Origin of the sequence: Flavobacterium sp. AED (assembly GCF_000812945.1) — a bacterium.
In the GTDB taxonomy this organism is placed as follows: domain Bacteria; phylum Bacteroidota; class Bacteroidia; order Flavobacteriales; family Flavobacteriaceae; genus Flavobacterium.
In genome coordinates, this window is sequence record NZ_JSYM01000001.1 from 261,642 (window position 1) to 279,596 (window position 17,955).

Annotated in this window: 17 protein-coding genes; 7 read left to right on the forward strand and 10 right to left on the reverse strand. The window is 31.7% G+C overall.

Annotated features, from left to right (window positions below; all coding sequences use genetic code 11):
- The first annotated feature begins 276 nt into the window (after positions 1-276).
- Complete coding sequence (locus tag OA85_RS01160; RefSeq protein WP_039107547.1) at positions 277-861, forward strand: RNA polymerase sigma factor; 585 nt, start codon at positions 277-279, stop codon at positions 859-861.
- A gap of 51 nt (positions 862-912) precedes the next feature.
- Positions 913-1,056, forward strand: coding sequence for a hypothetical protein (locus OA85_RS17465; protein ID WP_197056043.1), 144 nt, complete (start codon positions 913-915; stop codon positions 1,054-1,056).
- A gap of 109 nt (positions 1,057-1,165) precedes the next feature.
- Here the strand turns inward: OA85_RS17465 and nth are convergent, their stop codons facing one another.
- Complete coding sequence (gene nth / locus OA85_RS01165; RefSeq protein WP_039107549.1) at positions 1,166-1,831, reverse strand: endonuclease III; 666 nt, start codon at positions 1,829-1,831, stop codon at positions 1,166-1,168.
- 89 nt (positions 1,832-1,920) lie between these two features.
- On the opposite strand from nth, the gene bcp reads away from it, so the two are divergent.
- On the forward strand, positions 1,921-2,373 hold the full coding sequence (bcp, locus tag OA85_RS01170) for a thioredoxin-dependent thiol peroxidase (RefSeq protein ID WP_039107550.1): 453 nt from the start codon (positions 1,921-1,923) through the stop codon (positions 2,371-2,373).
- A 97-nt stretch (positions 2,374-2,470) separates the two neighbouring features.
- Here bcp and OA85_RS01175 read toward each other — a convergent pair whose 3' ends face one another.
- On the reverse strand, positions 2,471-3,934 hold the full coding sequence (locus OA85_RS01175) for a TonB-dependent receptor (RefSeq protein WP_039107553.1): 1,464 nt from the start codon (positions 3,932-3,934) through the stop codon (positions 2,471-2,473).
- 95 nt (positions 3,935-4,029) lie between these two features.
- On the opposite strand from OA85_RS01175, the gene OA85_RS01180 reads away from it, so the two are divergent.
- From OA85_RS01180 to OA85_RS01190, 3 genes are read left to right on the forward strand one after another with little or no spacing between them, the layout of a single operon-like run.
- Entirely contained in the window at positions 4,030-4,794 is a 765-nt protein-coding gene (locus OA85_RS01180; protein ID WP_039107555.1) for an MBL fold metallo-hydrolase, read from the forward strand.
- A 12-nt stretch (positions 4,795-4,806) separates the two neighbouring features.
- A complete protein-coding gene (locus OA85_RS01185; RefSeq protein WP_039107557.1) occupies positions 4,807-5,307 on the forward strand; it encodes a hypothetical protein in 501 nt (166 codons plus the stop codon).
- A 2-nt stretch (positions 5,308-5,309) separates the two neighbouring features.
- Positions 5,310-5,741 carry a hypothetical protein gene (locus tag OA85_RS01190; protein ID WP_039107559.1) on the forward strand — a complete coding sequence of 144 codons (432 nt, stop codon included), beginning with the start codon at positions 5,310-5,312 and terminating at the stop codon, positions 5,739-5,741.
- A 2-nt stretch (positions 5,742-5,743) separates the two neighbouring features.
- Here OA85_RS01190 and OA85_RS01195 read toward each other — a convergent pair whose 3' ends face one another.
- The 4 genes from OA85_RS01195 to OA85_RS01210 are packed head-to-tail and all read right to left on the reverse strand — an operon-like array spanning position 5,744 to position 9,980.
- Positions 5,744-6,391, reverse strand: a complete 648-nt coding sequence (locus OA85_RS01195; protein WP_039107561.1) for an alpha/beta hydrolase — start codon at positions 6,389-6,391, stop codon at positions 5,744-5,746.
- A 4-nt stretch (positions 6,392-6,395) separates the two neighbouring features.
- Positions 6,396-6,722 (reverse strand): hypothetical protein, encoded by a 327-nt coding sequence (locus OA85_RS01200; RefSeq protein ID WP_039107563.1) that lies wholly within the window; start codon positions 6,720-6,722, stop codon positions 6,396-6,398.
- A gap of 45 nt (positions 6,723-6,767) precedes the next feature.
- Entirely contained in the window at positions 6,768-8,021 is a 1,254-nt protein-coding gene (locus tag OA85_RS01205; protein ID WP_039107565.1) for a dihydroorotase family protein, read from the reverse strand.
- Between the two features lie 30 nt (positions 8,022-8,051).
- Positions 8,052-9,980 carry a BatA and WFA domain-containing protein gene (locus OA85_RS01210; protein WP_039107567.1) on the reverse strand — a complete coding sequence of 643 codons (1,929 nt, stop codon included), beginning with the start codon at positions 9,978-9,980 and terminating at the stop codon, positions 8,052-8,054.
- Positions 9,981-10,162: 182 nt separating this feature from the next.
- Between OA85_RS01210 and OA85_RS01215 the strand changes: the two genes are divergently transcribed.
- Positions 10,163-11,275 carry a lactonase family protein gene (locus OA85_RS01215; protein ID WP_039109265.1) on the forward strand — a complete coding sequence of 371 codons (1,113 nt, stop codon included), beginning with the start codon at positions 10,163-10,165 and terminating at the stop codon, positions 11,273-11,275.
- A gap of 138 nt (positions 11,276-11,413) precedes the next feature.
- On the opposite strand, the gene OA85_RS01220 is transcribed toward OA85_RS01215, so the two are convergent.
- From OA85_RS01220 to OA85_RS01235, 4 genes are all read right to left on the reverse strand, one after another.
- Entirely contained in the window at positions 11,414-12,766 is a 1,353-nt protein-coding gene (locus OA85_RS01220) for a DEAD/DEAH box helicase (protein WP_039107569.1), read from the reverse strand.
- A 77-nt stretch (positions 12,767-12,843) separates the two neighbouring features.
- Complete coding sequence (locus tag OA85_RS01225) at positions 12,844-14,109, reverse strand: YaiO family outer membrane beta-barrel protein (RefSeq protein ID WP_039107571.1); 1,266 nt, start codon at positions 14,107-14,109, stop codon at positions 12,844-12,846.
- Positions 14,106-16,496 (reverse strand): LTA synthase family protein, encoded by a 2,391-nt coding sequence (locus OA85_RS01230; RefSeq protein WP_039107572.1) that lies wholly within the window; start codon positions 16,494-16,496, stop codon positions 14,106-14,108. The genes OA85_RS01225 and OA85_RS01230 overlap by 4 nt, the downstream gene beginning before the upstream one ends.
- Positions 16,497-16,513: 17 nt before the next feature.
- Complete coding sequence (locus tag OA85_RS01235; RefSeq protein WP_039107574.1) at positions 16,514-17,944, reverse strand: glycosyltransferase; 1,431 nt, start codon at positions 17,942-17,944, stop codon at positions 16,514-16,516.
- Between the last annotated feature and the right edge of the window lie 11 nt (positions 17,945-17,955).

Below are 17,955 nucleotides of genomic sequence, written 5' to 3' on the forward strand. Positions count from 1 at the left end.
TTGTATTTATTTAATCTTTCAAATAACATTTTTTTAATTGGAACAAGCTTTTATCTGATAATACCATTGCTTTTACCCCTTCAACGTAAAAACTGCGTATATATTTTAACATTTTTATTCTTGAGATGTTAATTTTTCTTAATTTAATTTGCTTGTTAAAATAATTATTTGCTAAATTTGAAGAATATATTAACCCTAATTAAGCATTAGCCTATACTACAAAACTACTTTTTAGAGAAAAATCTCCATTTTAATTAAAAACTAAAAAGTATAACTATGGCTAATACACAACTTCCAGACGCATTATTGGTGCAGGATTATGTTGCAGGTAATGAAGATGCCTTAGCTTCATTAATCAAAAGACACGAATCTAAAATTTATGGTTTTATATATTCAAAAATCTCCGATAGAGATATTTCGAATGATATTTTTCAAGATACCTTTATTAAGGTAATAAGAACCTTAAAATCAAATTCTTATAATGAAGAAGGAAAGTTCTTACCATGGGTAATGAGAATTTCTCATAATCTTATTGTAGATCATTATCGAAAAACAAAAAAAATGCCCATGTTTAGAGAAACAGAGGAATTTTCTATTTTTTCAATAATGTCTGATGATTCTCTTACAATAGAAAATAAGCTAATCGCGGAGCAAGTCGAAATGGATTTGAAGAAACTTATTGAAGAACTTCCAATTGACCAAAAAGAAGTCTTGGTCATGCGAATGTATCAGGATATGAGTTTTAAAGAAATTTCTGAGGTAACAGGTGTAAGTATAAATACTGCTTTGGGTAGAATGCGTTATGCATTAATGAATATGAGGAAAGTTATTGATAAACATCAAATTGTTTTGACTAATTAACAATAAATTGAAACTTGTTCCGTTGTAATATAAAAACAAATTTATTACAATATGGCAAAAATTTACTCTAAAAAATCATTAGTTTCTAAGAAGATGAAGCCCGAGAAAGAAATCGTTTCTTTTTTATTGAATTATTCAAAAGCGTTAAGCATAATAAAAATAGAAGATAAAAATTTCGAAATTATAGCGAATTAAAAACAGTCAATTTAGGTATTGATGTTATTGTATTGAAAAAATTTAAGCTACAATTTTAGTACTTGAAATAAAAAATTGCACTAATTTTATTTAAAATTAGTGCAATTTTTTATTTAGAAATGGGATGTTTTTTATAATAATCATCTAAAACTGATTTTCTTCCAATCGTTTTGGTTATAATATCTTTATCTAAATCCCAGCCACGCGCTGGTGAATATTCCCGACCATACCAAATGATTTCTAAATGCAGATCATTCCATAATTCCTCCGGGAAAATCCGTTTAGCATCTTTTTCCGTTTGAACCACATTTTTTCCATTGGTCAAATTCCATCGATACATCAATCGGTGAATATGGGTGTCTACAGGAAAAGCTGGAACACCAAAAGCCTGAGACATTACTACACTTGCCGTTTTGTGTCCCACAGCCGGTAATTCTTCTAAAAATTCAAAACTTTGGGGTACTTTCCCACCGTGTTTGTCAATTAAAATATGGGATAAGCCATGAATTCCCTTTGATTTCATTGGCGATAAGCCACAAGGTCGTATGATTTCCCTAATTTCTTCCACTGACATTTTAATCATATCATATGGATTGTCAGCTTTTGCAAAAAGCAAAGGCGTAATTTGATTCACACGAACATCAGTACATTGCGCCGAAAGTAAAACCGCAATCAGTAAAGTGTAAGGATCTTTATGGTCTAACGGAATAGGAATCGTTGGATATAATTCTTTTAACGTATTTATAACAAACGTTACACGTTCTTGTTTATTCATTATTCATTAAATTTGATTTGTAAAGAAAAACAATTTCAATCTCAATAACAAAATTCAATTTCAATTCAAACAAATAAAAAATATAAATAATGACAACATTAAAAAAAGGAGATAAAGCACCTGATTTTTCTGCTCTTGATCAAGATGGGAAATCGCATCAATTAGCTGATTATAAAGGGAAAAAATTAGTTGTTTTCTTTTATCCAAAAGCGAATACACCAGGATGCACCGCTGAAGCCTGTGATTTAAGAGATAATTTTGAACGTTTCAAAGTGAATAATTATGAACTACTTGGCGTAAGCGCTGATCCACAAAAAGCTCAAGCAAAGTTCAAGGAGAAATATGATTTCCCTTTTCCATTATTGGCTGATGAAGATAAATCTGTAATTCAGGCGTTTGGAGTTTGGGGACCTAAAAAATTCATGGGAAAAGAATATGACGGAATTCATAGAACAACTTTTGTAATTGATGAAAATGGTATTATCGATGACGTAATCTCTGATGTTAAAACCAAAGCACATGCTGCCCAGATATTAAAATAAGTTTTAATATTTCAGAAAAAAAGCCAAGAAAGTAATGAAATACTTCCTTGGCTTTTTTATTTATTAAGATTTCAATTTGAAATCTGTGATCTGAATATTAGTTGTTACTTTCATTCAAAACTTTACTTGGGTCATACCCAAAAAGATGGTGCTCTTTAATAATTTCTGCAATACCAGAAGGAAGCATGCTTTCCCATCCTGCTTTTCCATGACTGATCATTTTTAGAACTTCACGAGAGAAAACTTCAAGATTTTCAGGATCATAGTCATTAATGTCAACCACTTTACCATTAAATTTAAAGAATTTATATAATTCTTTCATTCGTGGATGTACTTTTAAAGTATCTGATGTAATAACTTCGCCGTTTTCCCCTATCATTGGATACAAGAATACTTTCATATCGCGATAAAATAATTTTCCGAAAGCTTCCAGAATTCCACCACTTAAATGACGGTAGTATTTCTCATCAAATATATCAACCAAGTTATTTACACCCATGGCTAATCCCATTCTGGCTTTAGTATAATTGGCAAAATATTCAACTACTTTATAGTATTCTTGAAAATTAGAAATCATTACCGTTTGTCCCAGTGAACAAAGTAATTCAGCTCTGTCCATGAAATCTCTTTCGTCAATTTCACCATCCGAACGTAAGTTGGACAAAGTAATTTCAAAGATTACAAGTGTGTTTTCTTTTTCAACTTTATTTTCTTCAAGGAACATTTTTAATGATTTCTCATACATGTCCATGTTAACTTTAGTAACAGGACGAAAACTTCCTCTTAAAGCGAGTATATTTTTTTTGTAAAGAATAGCAGCAGGAAGTATGTTTTTGCCTTCAGGATCAAACATAACCGCATCAGTCATTCCATTTTTCACTAATTGTAAACTCATCAAACGATTGTCTACATCAGCAAAACGGGGACCGGAAAAATTAATAGTATCTATTTCCAGCTGATCTTTATCTAAATGGTCATATAAATAGCGCAATAAGCGTTTAGGATCATTGTATTTATAATAAGCACCATAGATTAAGTTTACGCCAAGAATACCAAGGGTCTCTTGTTGTAATCTCGCATCGGTTTCTTTGAAACGAATGTGAAGGATTATTTCGTTGTAAGCTTCGTCTGGTTCAATTTGATATCGAATACCTACCCAGCCGTGACCTTTAAATTGTTTGGCAAAGTCTATCGTAGCTACAGTATTAGCATAACTAAAAAACATTTTATTAGGATGTTTTTCTCTGCTTAACCGTTCTTCGATTAATTGCCCTTCAAAAGTTAGCATTTTTTTAAGTCGACTTTCCGTTACATAACGTCCATCACCTTCTATACCGTAAACAGCATCACTAAAATCTTTGTCATAGGCTGACATCGCTTTTGCTATAGTACCAGAAGAACCTCCCGATCTAAAAAAATGTCTTACAGTTTCTTGTCCAGCACCAATTTCTGCGAAGGTTCCGTAAATATTTTCATTTAAATTAATACGGAGTGCTTTGTCTTTTATGGAAGGAATTTGCTCGATGACTTTGTCACCTTTTAGTTTTATTTCAGTACCCATTTTATTTTAAATATGGCTAATATGTTACAAAGTTAGTTAAATAGGTTTCTAATGAAAGATAATTAACCCTATTTTTGTAAAAAAAAATAATAGAGTTGAAGGTATATTTTTTAGGCACTGGTACATCACAAGGAATTCCAATCATTGGGAGTAATCATCCAGTATGTAAAAGCACTGATTTTAAGGATAAAAGGCTTCGGGTTTCAGTTTGGGTTTCATGGGAGAATCATTCATACGTAATCGATTGCGGACCTGATTTTAGACAGCAAATGCTTTCTTCAAATTGCCAAAAAGTAGACGGAATCCTATTTACGCATGAACATTCAGATCATACTGCTGGTTTGGATGATATTCGTCCCTTCAATTTTAAACAAGGTGAGATTCCAATTTATGCCCATCAAAGGGTAATTGATAATCTAAAAAGACGTTTCGATTATGTTTTTGAGACTGTAAATAGATATCCAGGTGCGCCATCTGTAAGTACAATTGAAGTGATCAATAACCAACCTTTTTCCATTGGCAACAAAACTGCGATTCCTATAGATGTGATGCATGCAGGTCTTCAGGTTTTTGGGTATAGAATAGATGATTTTGCCTATTTGACTGATGTGAAAACAATTGAAGAAAGCGAAATAGAAAAACTAAAAAATCTAAAAGTATTGGTAATAAACGCTTTGCGCGAAGAATCTCATATTGCGCATTTCAATTTACAGGAAGCATTAGATTTTATAACTTTGGTTCAACCCGAAAAAGCCTATATTACTCATATCAGTCACATTCTTGGTTTTCATGAAGAAGTACAAAAAAGACTTCCAAAAAATGTTTTCCTTGCTTATGATAATCTACAAATCACAATTTAATTAATCTTAAAAATGAAAAAATCATTATTTCTTTACGCTCTTATTCTTGCTATACTTATGAATATTTATACTTATATGTTCTTGAGTAAGGAAGTAACTTTTGAACAGGATAGATATAAAAAAGTGACTACAAAGTTGAAAGACAGCTTGAATTCACTTAAAGATAAATTAGTGGATGCCAATTATTTTTCTTTAGAAAAAAATGAAAATGCCCAAAATTATTTTGAATCTTCAAATTCAGGAAAGATAATTCAATATGAAAAATTGATTCCTGTTGTTACAGAAAAATTATTGGACTATAATTCAAATCCTAATGGAAATCCTTACGTAGGTCAGGATAAAATAGGTGCTAATAAATTTATTATCAATAAAGTTAAAATTCTAAATCATCGTTGGATTATAGCTGATTTTAGTGATGGTGAAAATTGGGGAGAAGTATTATTGAAATACTTTGTCAACCCAGATGATAGTATTTCTTTTGAAGTGAATCAATCGCTTTTATATCAGAAATAATTATGAAAAAGCTATTATTATTTTTAAGCATTATTCTAGCTTTTTCTTGTGCAAGGCAAATGAATTCCAATACGGAATCTACTAAAACAGTAATAACACCAATAGTTGGTGATGACGTCGAGGAGCATGGCTGTAAAGCATCTGCTGGATATACTTGGTCAGTATTAAGAAATGAATGTGTTCGAATTTTTGAAATCGGGATACGATTAGATCATTACGAACAAGTAGACAAGGCTGCAACTACAGCTGCGTTTGTAGTTTTTGAAACCAATAATGGAAACAAAGCTGAATTGTTTTTAGATACAGAGAAAAAGCCAATCATTTTAGTCCGTAAAAACGAAGGCCAACCATGGGTTAAGGATGATTGGCAATTGATTCCTTGGAAAGGATATGTTTTAAAAAAAGCAAATGAAATTAAATATACAGGAAAATAAGATTAGTTATTTTCTAACCAATTCTTGAAGTCATAAAAATTTTGTGGGGCTACTCCATGACCTACAGGATACTCTTTGTAGGTAGAATGGATGCCTAATTTTTCTAAAAATGGTTTTGTTTTTCGGGCCCATTCCACAGGGATTACTTGGTCTACAGTTCCGTGTGAATGGAATATTTTAAGTTTTGTAAAATCATTTCTTAGATAATTTTCTTCCAAAATAGGTTCGCTTACATAACCGCTCAATGCAACTACCCTTTGCACTTTATCAGGATGCGACAATGCGATTGCATAACTTAAAATGGAGCCTTGGCTGAAGCCAACCAAAGTCACATTTTTAGCATCTATTGGATAGGTTTGAATTAATTCGTCAATAAATTGAGCGATTAAATCTCTAGAAACTTTTGCCTGTTCATGATCTGAAAATTTATTTTGGTCAGCATCAAAATTGATGGCGTACCATGCATAAGCTCCATATTGCATGTTATACGGAGCTCTTGCTGAAATTATGTAATATTCTTCAGGAAGTTCAGTTGCAAATGAAAATAAGTCTTCCTCGTTGCTGCCGTAACCATGTAATAAAAGTAAAAGCGGGTTTTTGTCTAATTTTATTTTTGGTTCTCGTATTTTATATTCTAAAGATAAATTCATTTGATTATGATATGTTTTTAAGCCATTTTTGGAAATAAGTCCCTAGTAAGGGAACCGGTTTTGTTTCGCCTTTTATAGCACTGGTAATACCATAGGACCATAAAACAAATACAAAAATCCACATAGGGGCAGAAATCATTAAGCTGTCAAAATTATTGACAATTAATCCTAATGATATAAAGGTTAAAGTGAGTCCTAATCCCTGGCGGATGTGGAATGAAGCAAAAGTATTTTTGTCTTCGGAATTCATTGACATCGCTATAAATACACCAATTCCTAAGATATAACTTGTAATTGCAGCAGTTTTTCCTGCTTCGATAATGTTATTCATGTTTTTTATTTTTTCTCACTTTGTGTCTTTGCGAGATTTTTTTATTTAGGCTAAAATTAATTTTCCTTGATTCACAATCCCGTGAACTTTTCCCTTAATTTCTGTTCCCAGAAAAGCGGAGTTTTTCGATTTTGATAAAATGGATGATTTTGTAAAAATGCTTTTTGGTTCCGGGTTGAATAGGGTAATGTTAGCTTTTGAGCCTTCATTAATGGTTTGTATATCGATACCAAAAGTTGATTTTCCCGATGTTAATTTCTCTATTACAGTTTCTAATGGTAGTACTGTCATCAAAGCACCAAACGCACTTTCTAAACCGATTGTTCCATTTTTGGCGGTGTCAAACTCCATTTTTTTATGTTCAATATCAATTGGATTATGGTCGGAAGTAATCATATCAATAGTTCCGTCTTTTATTCCTTTCAACAACGCTTTTCTATCGGTTTCTGTTCTGAGTGGTGGAGAAACTTTATATCTTGTATCGAATTCTTCTAGTTTTTCATCTGTTAAAACCAAATTATGCACTGCAACACTACACGTTACATTTAATCCATTGGCTTTAGCGTCTTTGATTAATTGTACTGATTTTTTAGTCGAAATCGTTGGAATGTGTAATTTTCCTCCAGTGTATTCTAATAGAAACAGATTTCTTGCGATTTGTAATTCTTCGGCAAGATTTGGAATTCCTTTCAAACCTAATCGCGTAGAAACTATACCTTCATTAGCTACTCCGTTTCCTTTTATGTTTTCGTCTTGAGCAAATGCAATGACTAATCCATCGAAATCCTGAACGTATTGCAATGCTATTTTCAGCAAATTAGCATTGTTCAAACTTTTAGTATAATCACCAAAAGCAATTGCCCCCGCTTTTTTCATATCATACAATTCCGCCATGTCTTTTCCTTCGCTTTGTTTTGTCAAAGCGCCAATCGGGAAAAGTTGTGTAGCAAATCCATATGCTTTGTTTACCACAAAATTTACTTGGGATTGATTGTCAATAATAGGGAAGGAATTGGGTTGTAATGCAATTGCAGTAAAACCGCTTTTGGCGGCTACATCAAGTCCGTTTGCAATGGTTTCTCTATCTTCAAAACCAGGTTCTCCAAGCGAAACACTACTGTCAAACCAGCCTTGTGAGGCATGCAAATTATCGAGTTTTACTTCATCTGCTTTTTCTAAATTGGGAAGCGATTTACCAATTTTTTTTATAAAACCATCAACAATTAAAATATCTACAGTCTTGTTATGAAAAGGACTTTTCGAATCGATAATTTTTGCTTCTCTGATGATTATATTCATAATGATTGTTTAATTATTTGAAATTCGGCTTTACTTCACGAACCGTATAATTGCCATTTCAGTTAGTAGAAATAACAGTGCAAAGATAACAAACCATTTCCAAATTTGATTATCAGTTCTGTCAGTTTGTAAAGTGTCAAAAAATGATGTTATGGATTCCGTTGTTTTATAATTAGAAATGATATTTTCATTGGCTGCAGCCAAATTACTTTCGGTTCTATTGTAATTAAAACTGATGTTTTCTAACCATGTTTTTTTATTGTAAATACTATAATTCCCAGCTTGTTCCGGATAATCATTGAAAATCATTTTCACTTTATTATTCAGAATTTGTTGGATAGGAATAAATTGTTCGTCTGAGCCTTTAACAGTTAAAATATCGTCTTTATTTAAAGAAGCGTCTGTCAGATGTGGATTTTTATTTCCTATTATGAAAGCACTTATGCCATTGTTTTGATTATTCATCGCCATTTTATAAAAAACTGGTACAATCAATGGTGATTGTTGGAAATTTGAATTTAGCGTATTAATTGGTGCTGAGAAAACTGAAACTGCAGCAACTGAATTTGTTAATGAAGTCAGGAAGATACTTTGGTCTTCATAGGATAAAGCGGCAGGACTTGAACTTGATAAAGCAAAAGAACTTTTTGTTTTTGGATATTGAAAATTAGTGACTTTATTTTCGAAAACAGTATTGAATATGGGATGATTAAAATTGATTTTAGCAATCAGTTTTTCTTTGTTTTCTAATGAGTTGAATTTTAGATTTCCAAAGTTCATCAAAAATGAATTCAAATTAGCAACCGAAGCTACTACTGAAGGAATCATAATTAAATTCCCGCCTTTTTCCACAAAAGATTTTAAAGTGGTTTGAAGCGCTTGGGGAATTTCATCCAGTTCATTTAAAACAATCGCATTTTGCTCTTCCAGTTTGTTATAATCCAGTGACCCTAGAGTGTAATTATTGAAATTGAATTCTTCATTGGTATAAATTCGGGAAAGAAAGTTGCTTTTTTCTGGTTCACCAATGCTGATTACATTCGTTTTCTTCGTTTTTGAAATGCTAAAAAACAAAGTGTTGTCATAACTCAAACCATTATCAATAATAGAAACATAACCATGAAAAGCTTGTTTTGGAATTGTAAAATTGATGTTTTTTTTCTTTGAGTCTAAAGTTACTATTGTCTTCGCAATAAGTTTGTTGTCATTGTATAAAGAAATAGGAATTGGATTGAATTCTTCACCATAACTGGATAGTTGGACACTAATTTCATAAAAATTATCTTGTGTTTTATTGATAAAAACACTGTCAATGGAAACGTTATTTTTTTGTTCCGCTTTTGGAATTATGAATTGAGGGGAGTTTTCTTTGTCACTATTTTTTAATTGTTTTTCATCAAGTCCTACAGCATCCGTAATGATAACAATATCTTTTTTAAAAGCGGATTTATGTGCTTTTATTTTTGCCATTATAGAAGTAAGCTGAAAAGGCGCAGCACTGTATTTTAGGTTTTGTAAAGAACTTCGAACCGACTTTATATCAGTATTCCAATAATTATCAGAATTGGTTAGCAAAGAAAAATTTACATTTTCAGGTGTTTCTTCCAGTAGTTCCTGAACGGCTCTTTTTAGCAATTCACCTTTTTTTCCTTTGGCTTGCATACTAAAGGAATTATCCAAAATAATATACAATTCATTAGTAGCGTTTTTGCTGTCTTTTGAATCAAAAAAAGGCTGTGCAAATGCTACAATAATGCAAGTGAGCAATAATAAACGGCAGGTTAGAAGCAACCATTTTTTGATTTTAGAGCTTTTTCTGGTTTGTATTGAAAGTGCCTTTAAAAAACGAACATTAGTAAAATATTCTTTTTTGAAACGACGTAATTGAAATAAATGAACCAAAATTGGTACAATCAATAAGAATAGAAAGTATAGAATTTCGGGATGTTTAAAATGCATTTTTATTTCAAGTTTACTTCACTGGATTTTATTTTCAATGGAGTTCATTGAATTTTATGAATCAAAAATACAAATTTGTTGACAGTTTTGGGAGATGTTGTTATAATTTTTCAAAGGAACAAACAATTGGCATTGATTCTAAAATATTTATGTATTTTAGCTTTTCAATAAAATTTAAAAACATGAAAAATTCGTATGTTGTTCTTCTTTTAATTTTCATTTTAACAAGCGTGCAAGCACAAAAAAACAAATTCAATTTGCTAATTGGAACCTATACCAACAGCTGTGAAAGTAAAGGAATTTACACCTATGATTTTGATACAAATACTGGAGGTTTTAATCTTAAAAGCGCCACTGAAAATGTTGTAAATCCAAGTTATTTGACGGTTTCAAAGAATAATAATTATGTTTATTCAGTAAATGAAAATGGAGCTGAAAGTACAGTAAGTTCTTTTGGTTATAATGCTTCAAGTGGAAAATTAAGCTTAATCAATAAACAAAGTTCCAAAGGAGCTGATCCTTGTTATATTATTAATGATGATAAAAATGTCATTGTGGCTAATTATTCTGGGGGTAATATTTCAGTTTTTAGTAAAAAGAGCGATGGAAGTATTTCTGAAGCAAAGCAGGTAGTACAACATTTTGGGAAAGGAATTAATGCACAAAGACAAGAAGGTCCTCACGTTCACATGGTTCATTTTTCTCCAGATAAAAAGTTTGTTTTATCTAATGATTTAGGGACTGATAAAGTGTATTCATATCAATACAATCCTAATGCTGCCAATGAAATTTTGAAAATAAAAGATAGTATTTCAGTAAAATCAGGAAGTGGGCCAAGACATTTAACGTTTAGTAATGACGGAAAATTTGTTTACTTATTGCAAGAATTGGACGGAACGTTAACTGTTTTCAGTTATTCAAACGGATTGTTGAAAAAAATAGAAGAGACTACCATTTTAGCAAAAGATTTTAAAGGAACTTTTGGGTCTGCGGATATTCACATTTCGCCTGACGGTAAATTTTTATATGCTACAAATAGAGGAGAAGCAAATACTATTTCAATCTTTAAAATTCTAAAAAACGGAAAATTACTGTCAAAAGGACAAACAAGTACTTTAGGAAAAGGACCTAGGAATTTCGTAATTGATCCAACTGGAAAATTTCTTTTGGTTGCGCATCAATATACAAATGATGTTGTGATTTTTAAAAGAAATGTAACTACGGGAGTGCTTACTGATACAGGAAAAAGAATCGCTTTATGTTCTCCGGTTTGTTTAGTTTTTACAAAGAATTAAACTTGAAAATTCAATAAAATTTATAAAAAAAGGGTTGAAAAATGGAAATCATTTTTCAACCCTTTTTTACTATTTATTTTTGTTTTTATCTTTTGTCCTCGATGTTCAGAAAAAATATCAGGATTTAGAAACTGAATACTATTTGTTCTTGTCTTTTCTCTTTTTATCTCTGGTTTTTAGCATATTTCTATTCACAGAACCATGCGTTTTTTTCTTAGTTACACCTGGTCCACCCAAATTGACTTTCTTATTCTTTTTACTTTTCTCTTGAAAAGCGCCATCTCCGTCAAGCTTCTGTTTTTTCATCATAAACTTAATCGGTTGTCTGTCTTTTTCAGGTTCGATTAATTTTGATGAAACTTCAACTGTTTCTGGGAAAGCTTCGATGGCTAATTCCATGTTCATTAGCACTTCAATCTCGACTTTAGATTCTTCTTCACGAGGTGCTATAAGACTTATTGCTGTTCCTGTTGCATCGGCACGACCGGTTCGACCAATTCTGTGCATATACAATTCAGGCATTTCGGGCATTTCAAAGTTGATAACATGGGTAATATTGGAAATATCCAAACCTCTTGCCATAATATCAGTAGTAATCAAACCACGTAAATTTCCTTCTTGAAACGAAGCCATCGTGCTCAAACGATAATTTTGTGATTTATTAGAGTGAATTACTCCAAACTGTCCTTCAAAATCTTCTTCGATACGTTCGTGAACCATATCTGAAATCTTCTTGTTATTGACAAAAACCAAAACACGACTCATGTCTTCGTTGTTTTGCAATAAGTGTTTTAGAAGGTTTATTTTAGTATTAAAGTTAGGAACTTGATAGGTGATTTGTTTGATGTTTTCCAATGGTGTCCCTGATGCCGAAAGCGTAACTTCTTCTGGATAATCAAAATAGTCATTCAAAATAGCATCTACTTCATCCGTCATAGTTGCCGAAAAAAGTATGTTTTGACGTTTTTTAGGCATCATGGCCAAAATAGCTGTCAATTGGGTGCGGAAACCTAAATTAAGCATTTCGTCAAACTCATCTATGACAAGTTTTTGCATTTCTTCAAAACGAATCACATTATCTAGCGTTAAGTCCATGATTCTTCCAGGAGTTCCCACTAGTATGTCGCAGCCTTGATAAACGGTTGTTTTTTGAGTATTGATGTTGACCCCTCCAAAAATACCAACGGTACGAACTGACATGTATTTTGTCAGTTTTTCTACTTCTTCCACTACTTGCACTACAAGTTCACGCGTAGGAACCAGAATTACTATTTTAGGGGTATGTCCCGGAGTAAATTTATATAATTTTAATAAAGGTAATAGATAGGCAAATGTTTTACCAGTACCGGTTTGTGCAATTCCCATCATATCTCTTCCAGACATTATCACAGAAAAAGTTTTTTCCTGGATGGGAGTTGGAGAAGTAAATCCTAAATCATCTATTGCTTTTTGTACAGATTTAGGGAGATTGAATTGTTCGAAAGTACTCATTTGCTTAAATTTTGTGCAAAGATAGTCTTTTTGAGAGGAATGTTAAGTTTTGATGCTAAACTTCAATAATGTACCCTCTATTTGAATCTTATTTCCCACGATAAATTAAGGGAATAGATCCAAAAGTAGTTTCCTGGGTCAAATATTATTTCTTGGTGCGTTATTGCAAATTGCGTTCCCCAAGCGTTTTGTTTGTTTGACGTCGTGAAATAATATCCAACATTAAATTTTTGGGACTTTAAATTTAGGATTGAAGCTTCGTTTCCACTAAAATTAAATTGATTTGTTTCAGGTGAAAACCCAATTCCTAAAGCAAGACCTAAATAATTATCTGCATCACTTCGGTATTTTCGGTATGTAAGGGTTCCAGAACTACTAGTTCCAGCGCCGCCAGGTGTTATATAAGGACGAAATGACCAATAGCTGTTTCCATAATACCAACCTATAGAGCCAGTATATATTGTAGTGGTTGTACTGTATTTTAAAGTTCGGAACCCTAAGGAAACTTCAAAACTTTTAGGTAAAGATTTGTATAATTCTGCACCAAATCTAACATCTGGAAAGAGAAAAGAATTGGACAGACCAACATTAACATAGGCATAAAATCCTTTTGAAATTTTTGGGTATAAATCGACTTCATACTGTAACCCATTTTCTTTGAATCTTCTATTGAAATTTACTTTCGCTATTATACTTCCATATTTTGTTTGGCGGCCATATTTTAAAGTGTGATACTGCATTGGATCAAATACATCCGAATATAAATCAACAGTTGAATTAATTCCAATAGAATTTTGACTAAGTATTTTATTTAAACTTACTTTATAATCCTTTGCTTTTTGGTCTTCTGGATTTTTATCCAAAATCAATTGAACTGTATGTAATGCTTCTATTGGGTTGTTTGTGCTTTCTAATGCACTAGCTTTTAAATACAAAATTTCAGCATCATCAGGAAATTTTTTCAAAGCTTCTGTAGTCATTTCTAAAGCTGCAAATGGCATATCTGCCCACGATTCATTTTTAATTGCGGCTATCCAGGTATTTTTATCTTTTGAATCTTTCTCTAAAATATAAGTAAATTCTTTTCGGGCTTTTTTATATTCTCCATCCCAAGAATAGGTTGTTGCCAAAAAAGAACGAATTTCGTGATAATCTGGATATTTAGTTAGAATAGAAAGCAAAGTATCCTGTGCTTGTTTACGCTGTTTATTAAAAGCTAAATTACGTGCTGTCTCAAAGGAAGTGTCTGGATCTCCATTGTATCTTTTCTCTTGTCCTGACACTTGTAACGGGCCTAAAAATGTCCAAATGCAAATAAGTGTTATGGCTATTTTTGAAGTCATTTTTTTAAGGATTTTTTAAAAGTTAAATAGTTGTTATTGTTAGGATATATCTTTAAAAGGCTGTCAATGGTTTTATTTGCATCTTTAAGATTACTCATTCTATTGTAAGCTTGTGCCAATTTATAAGCCAATTCAGGCTCATCTATTTGATTGCTTAATGCTTTTTTACCAATTGCAACAGCTTTTTTATTTTGGCCAGACCACCAATATACATCCATTAATGCGGAGTATGAATCACCATAAAAAGGCGTTCTGTTTATAGCATCCAGTAATTCTATTTCTGCATTTTTATAATCGCCATCCCAAGCTAATGTTCGGCCTTTCAAAGTTCTTACGTCGCCATAATTAGGTAGGTCATTCAAAACATAATTACATAATAATCTTGCTTTTTCACGCTCTTTTTTGAATGCTAAATCTCTGGCGAGAAAAAAAATCTGATCACGATCCAATCCTTTTGTTAATTTTTTGATTATCGAAAGTTGCTCAGGTGTAAACACATAAGAAGGTTTTGTAAAGCTGGCAGCAATATTAGTGATTTTATTTTTTGTAGTTAAGTATACATTTAATTTTTTAAAATCATTAAAGGAAGCGGTTATGGTATCCATCATGTCGTTGTTTGCTTCGCTAAGATTGAAATTTTCATCAATTTTAGAGAGGCTTCCATCTGAATAAAAATAGTCCTTATAAATATAATCATTAATACTCCCTTTGTATCTCATTAAAGGAATAGTGTGAATATTTCTAAATTCTCTAACGGTGTCCAAACCTTGGCCTATCCAGGTAGTTTTTTGAATTTTTTTGAATTTATAATTATTCATTAAAAAGGAAACTAGACTTGGCGTTACATCAGTATGTGAAGAAATGGATTTAAATTTTGCTGTCTTCTTCAGCATGGGGCTGTAAATGTAAAGAGGAACATGAAAACGAGATAAATTATCTTTTTGTGGAACAGGAATTAACCTATGATCTCCTGTAATTACAAAAATAGTATTTGCATAATCGGGTCTTTTAGAATAAGCTTCCATAAAACTTTGAAGAGAATTATCAGTGTATAAGAGACAGGCAAAAATGTCTTTGTATTCACTCATTTTATTTTGTTCTAAATATGACTTTGTTTTTAGAATACGTTCTACCTTTTCTAGGTACACTTTTTTAGAAGGAAAGTCGAATGGTTCGTGATTGGTAAGAGTCATTATGATATCCAATCGAGGTTCTTTTTTATCTTTTAACTCTGTTAATGTTTTTCGGTATATTTCGGCATCAGGATAACCCCAAGAAAAACCACCAGCGTTTTCCTTAGTCTTAACATATCCAGGACCAAATTTATTGATGTCTATGATTTTATCGATGCCATTATATTCTAAAAAATTACTTTTTCTATCAAATGTTGATTCATCGCCAGAATAATAAGTAGTGGTATACCCGTTTGATTTTAAAATACTGATTAAAGAATTATGTTTAGGTAACGGATTCAATTCCATAAATCCATTTTCTCCAAATGGTAACGAACCAATTAAAGAAGGTAGTGCGCCAAATGTTCGTCCTGCATTACTTACGAAATTCTCCCAATAAAGTGATTTTGACGTCAACGCGTCCAAGTAAGGAGTAAACCCTTTGTATTCACCATCATCGGTAAAATCACTTCCCAGTCCTTCCATAATAATAAAAACAACATTTGGTTTTTCTTTTTGAATATTGAAAAATGGACCCAATACATCTTTTGTGCTTTCTGATGTTTTTTCCAGAGGAAATTCTTTTTTGAAAGTGAGACTGCCTTCAGAAGCCAAAGCTTTATCATTTTCAGCTCTTATGATGTCGCTCAATAAGAAATTTAATTTGTTTTGAGAAGCAGTTTTCTTTGTACTGGCAATTACAAAAGTTAGACTTCCAAAAAAGAAGATAGCCAAAAGTAAAATTTTGGTATTGATTTTATGCCCAAATGAATTGAATAGCCAAATCAATCCCAAATAAACAATTGGTAATATTATGAACGGTAAAAGCATCAGAAAGGACAGCGATAAAGAGGCAGTTACAGTTGTGTACATGTCATCTAAAGAATAGCCTAAAAGATCGGCTCCAAGATTGATATGGGTAGTAAGGCTGTATCCTATCAATCCAAGTTGAATGATTGCAATAATAGAGAATAGTACTTTAATAACAATTATTCCTAAAGGGTTTTTAATGTATTTTAATACTAAATACAGGGGAAAAAACAATAATCCGATTAGTAATCCCGTAAAAAAATCATTTAATAATTTATAGGTAAATAACTGTAAATCAAATTTTTTGAATAATTCGATTAAGCTTAACAGGCAAAAAATAATTATCAGTGAAATTGTGGCGTAAATATATTCTAAACTGTTATAGTAAGAAAATTTCTCTTTCATTTGGATGTTTTATAGTATTAGGCTTTGGTCATTCCTTTTCGTGTCATAGCTCCCCATTTCTTTTTTTTGTTAAAATAGTAATCTATATTTCCACTAATTGCGGCATACAAAATAACCGGATGGTTTACAAAAGGTTCTAAAAAAGCAATCTTTAATAGGTTGAAACCTGTTCCTTTCTTTTTATATTGATGATAAGTAAGTTCTTCTGTAATTATGGCAACTATTGAAAACAAAACTGAAAATAAATAAGCAAAAATAATAAAGACTAATGAATAATCCCATCTCACATGATTTAGTGCAATAAGAATTCCAAAATAAATTATACCGGCTACTTCTATAATTGGAGCCATTCTTTCGAAAAAAAACCAATACGGATAGCTGATAAGTCCCAAGGATTTATATTTTGGATTAAACCCTATTTTACGGTGTTTTCTAAGTGTTTCGATTGTTCCACGAGTCCATCTGTTTCTTTGGGAAATAAATATTTTATAGCTGTCTGGCGCTTCTGTCCAGCATAGTGGATCAGGAATATAAGCTACTTTGTATTTTTGTTTCCCCTCTTCCATATACCTTCTCATTCGCACAATAATTTCCATATCTTCCCCTACGGTATTTGTATCGTAACCGCCCACTTTAATGGCTATTTTTTTATCAAATAAACCAAAGGCACCCGAAATTACTAACAAACCATTTAGTCTGCTCCATGCCATTCTTCCTAATAAAAAGGCTCTCAAATATTCTAAAATTTGACCTTGTTCCAGCCATGTTTTAGGAAAGTTTATATCGAGTAATTTACCATCCTTAACAGTGCATGAATTGGCTATTCTTATTACTCCACCTGCTGCAATTACTTTGGCATCGGTTGTTTCTAGAAATGGTTTAATCATTTTTTGAAGAGCATCTTCTAATAACAAACAATCCACATCTATACAAGCAACATATTTGTTTTTGCTTATATTCAGTCCCATATTTAAAGCATCAGCTTTTCCTCCGTTTTCTTTGTCAATTACCGTTAATTTGTCAAATGCAGGATTTATAGATTTATAAATGCCTTTTCTTAGTGGTTTTGTTTTAATCTGTTCATTGATATGATGGCTTATTTGAACTAAGTCATAGGCTTCAATAAGTTTGCTTAAACTATCATCTTTACTTCCATCATTTACAATGATAACATCATAATTTACATAATGACTCGATAATAAGGAACGTACATTTTCAACAATATTTAAACTTTCATTGTATGCAGGTGCTATAATTGAAATTGAAGGAGAAAAAGTCGAAGATAATATTTCCTTGTAATTAACAAAGCTATTTTTCTTTACATACTCAATTGTTTCGATAGCTGAAATTACTGCTAATATGATATAAGATGCAATTGCAATTGCAGAAAAAATAAAAAATAAATAAGGAATGATTGACATTATAATTTGTAAAGTACTTGCATCCATAGTCAATTGGT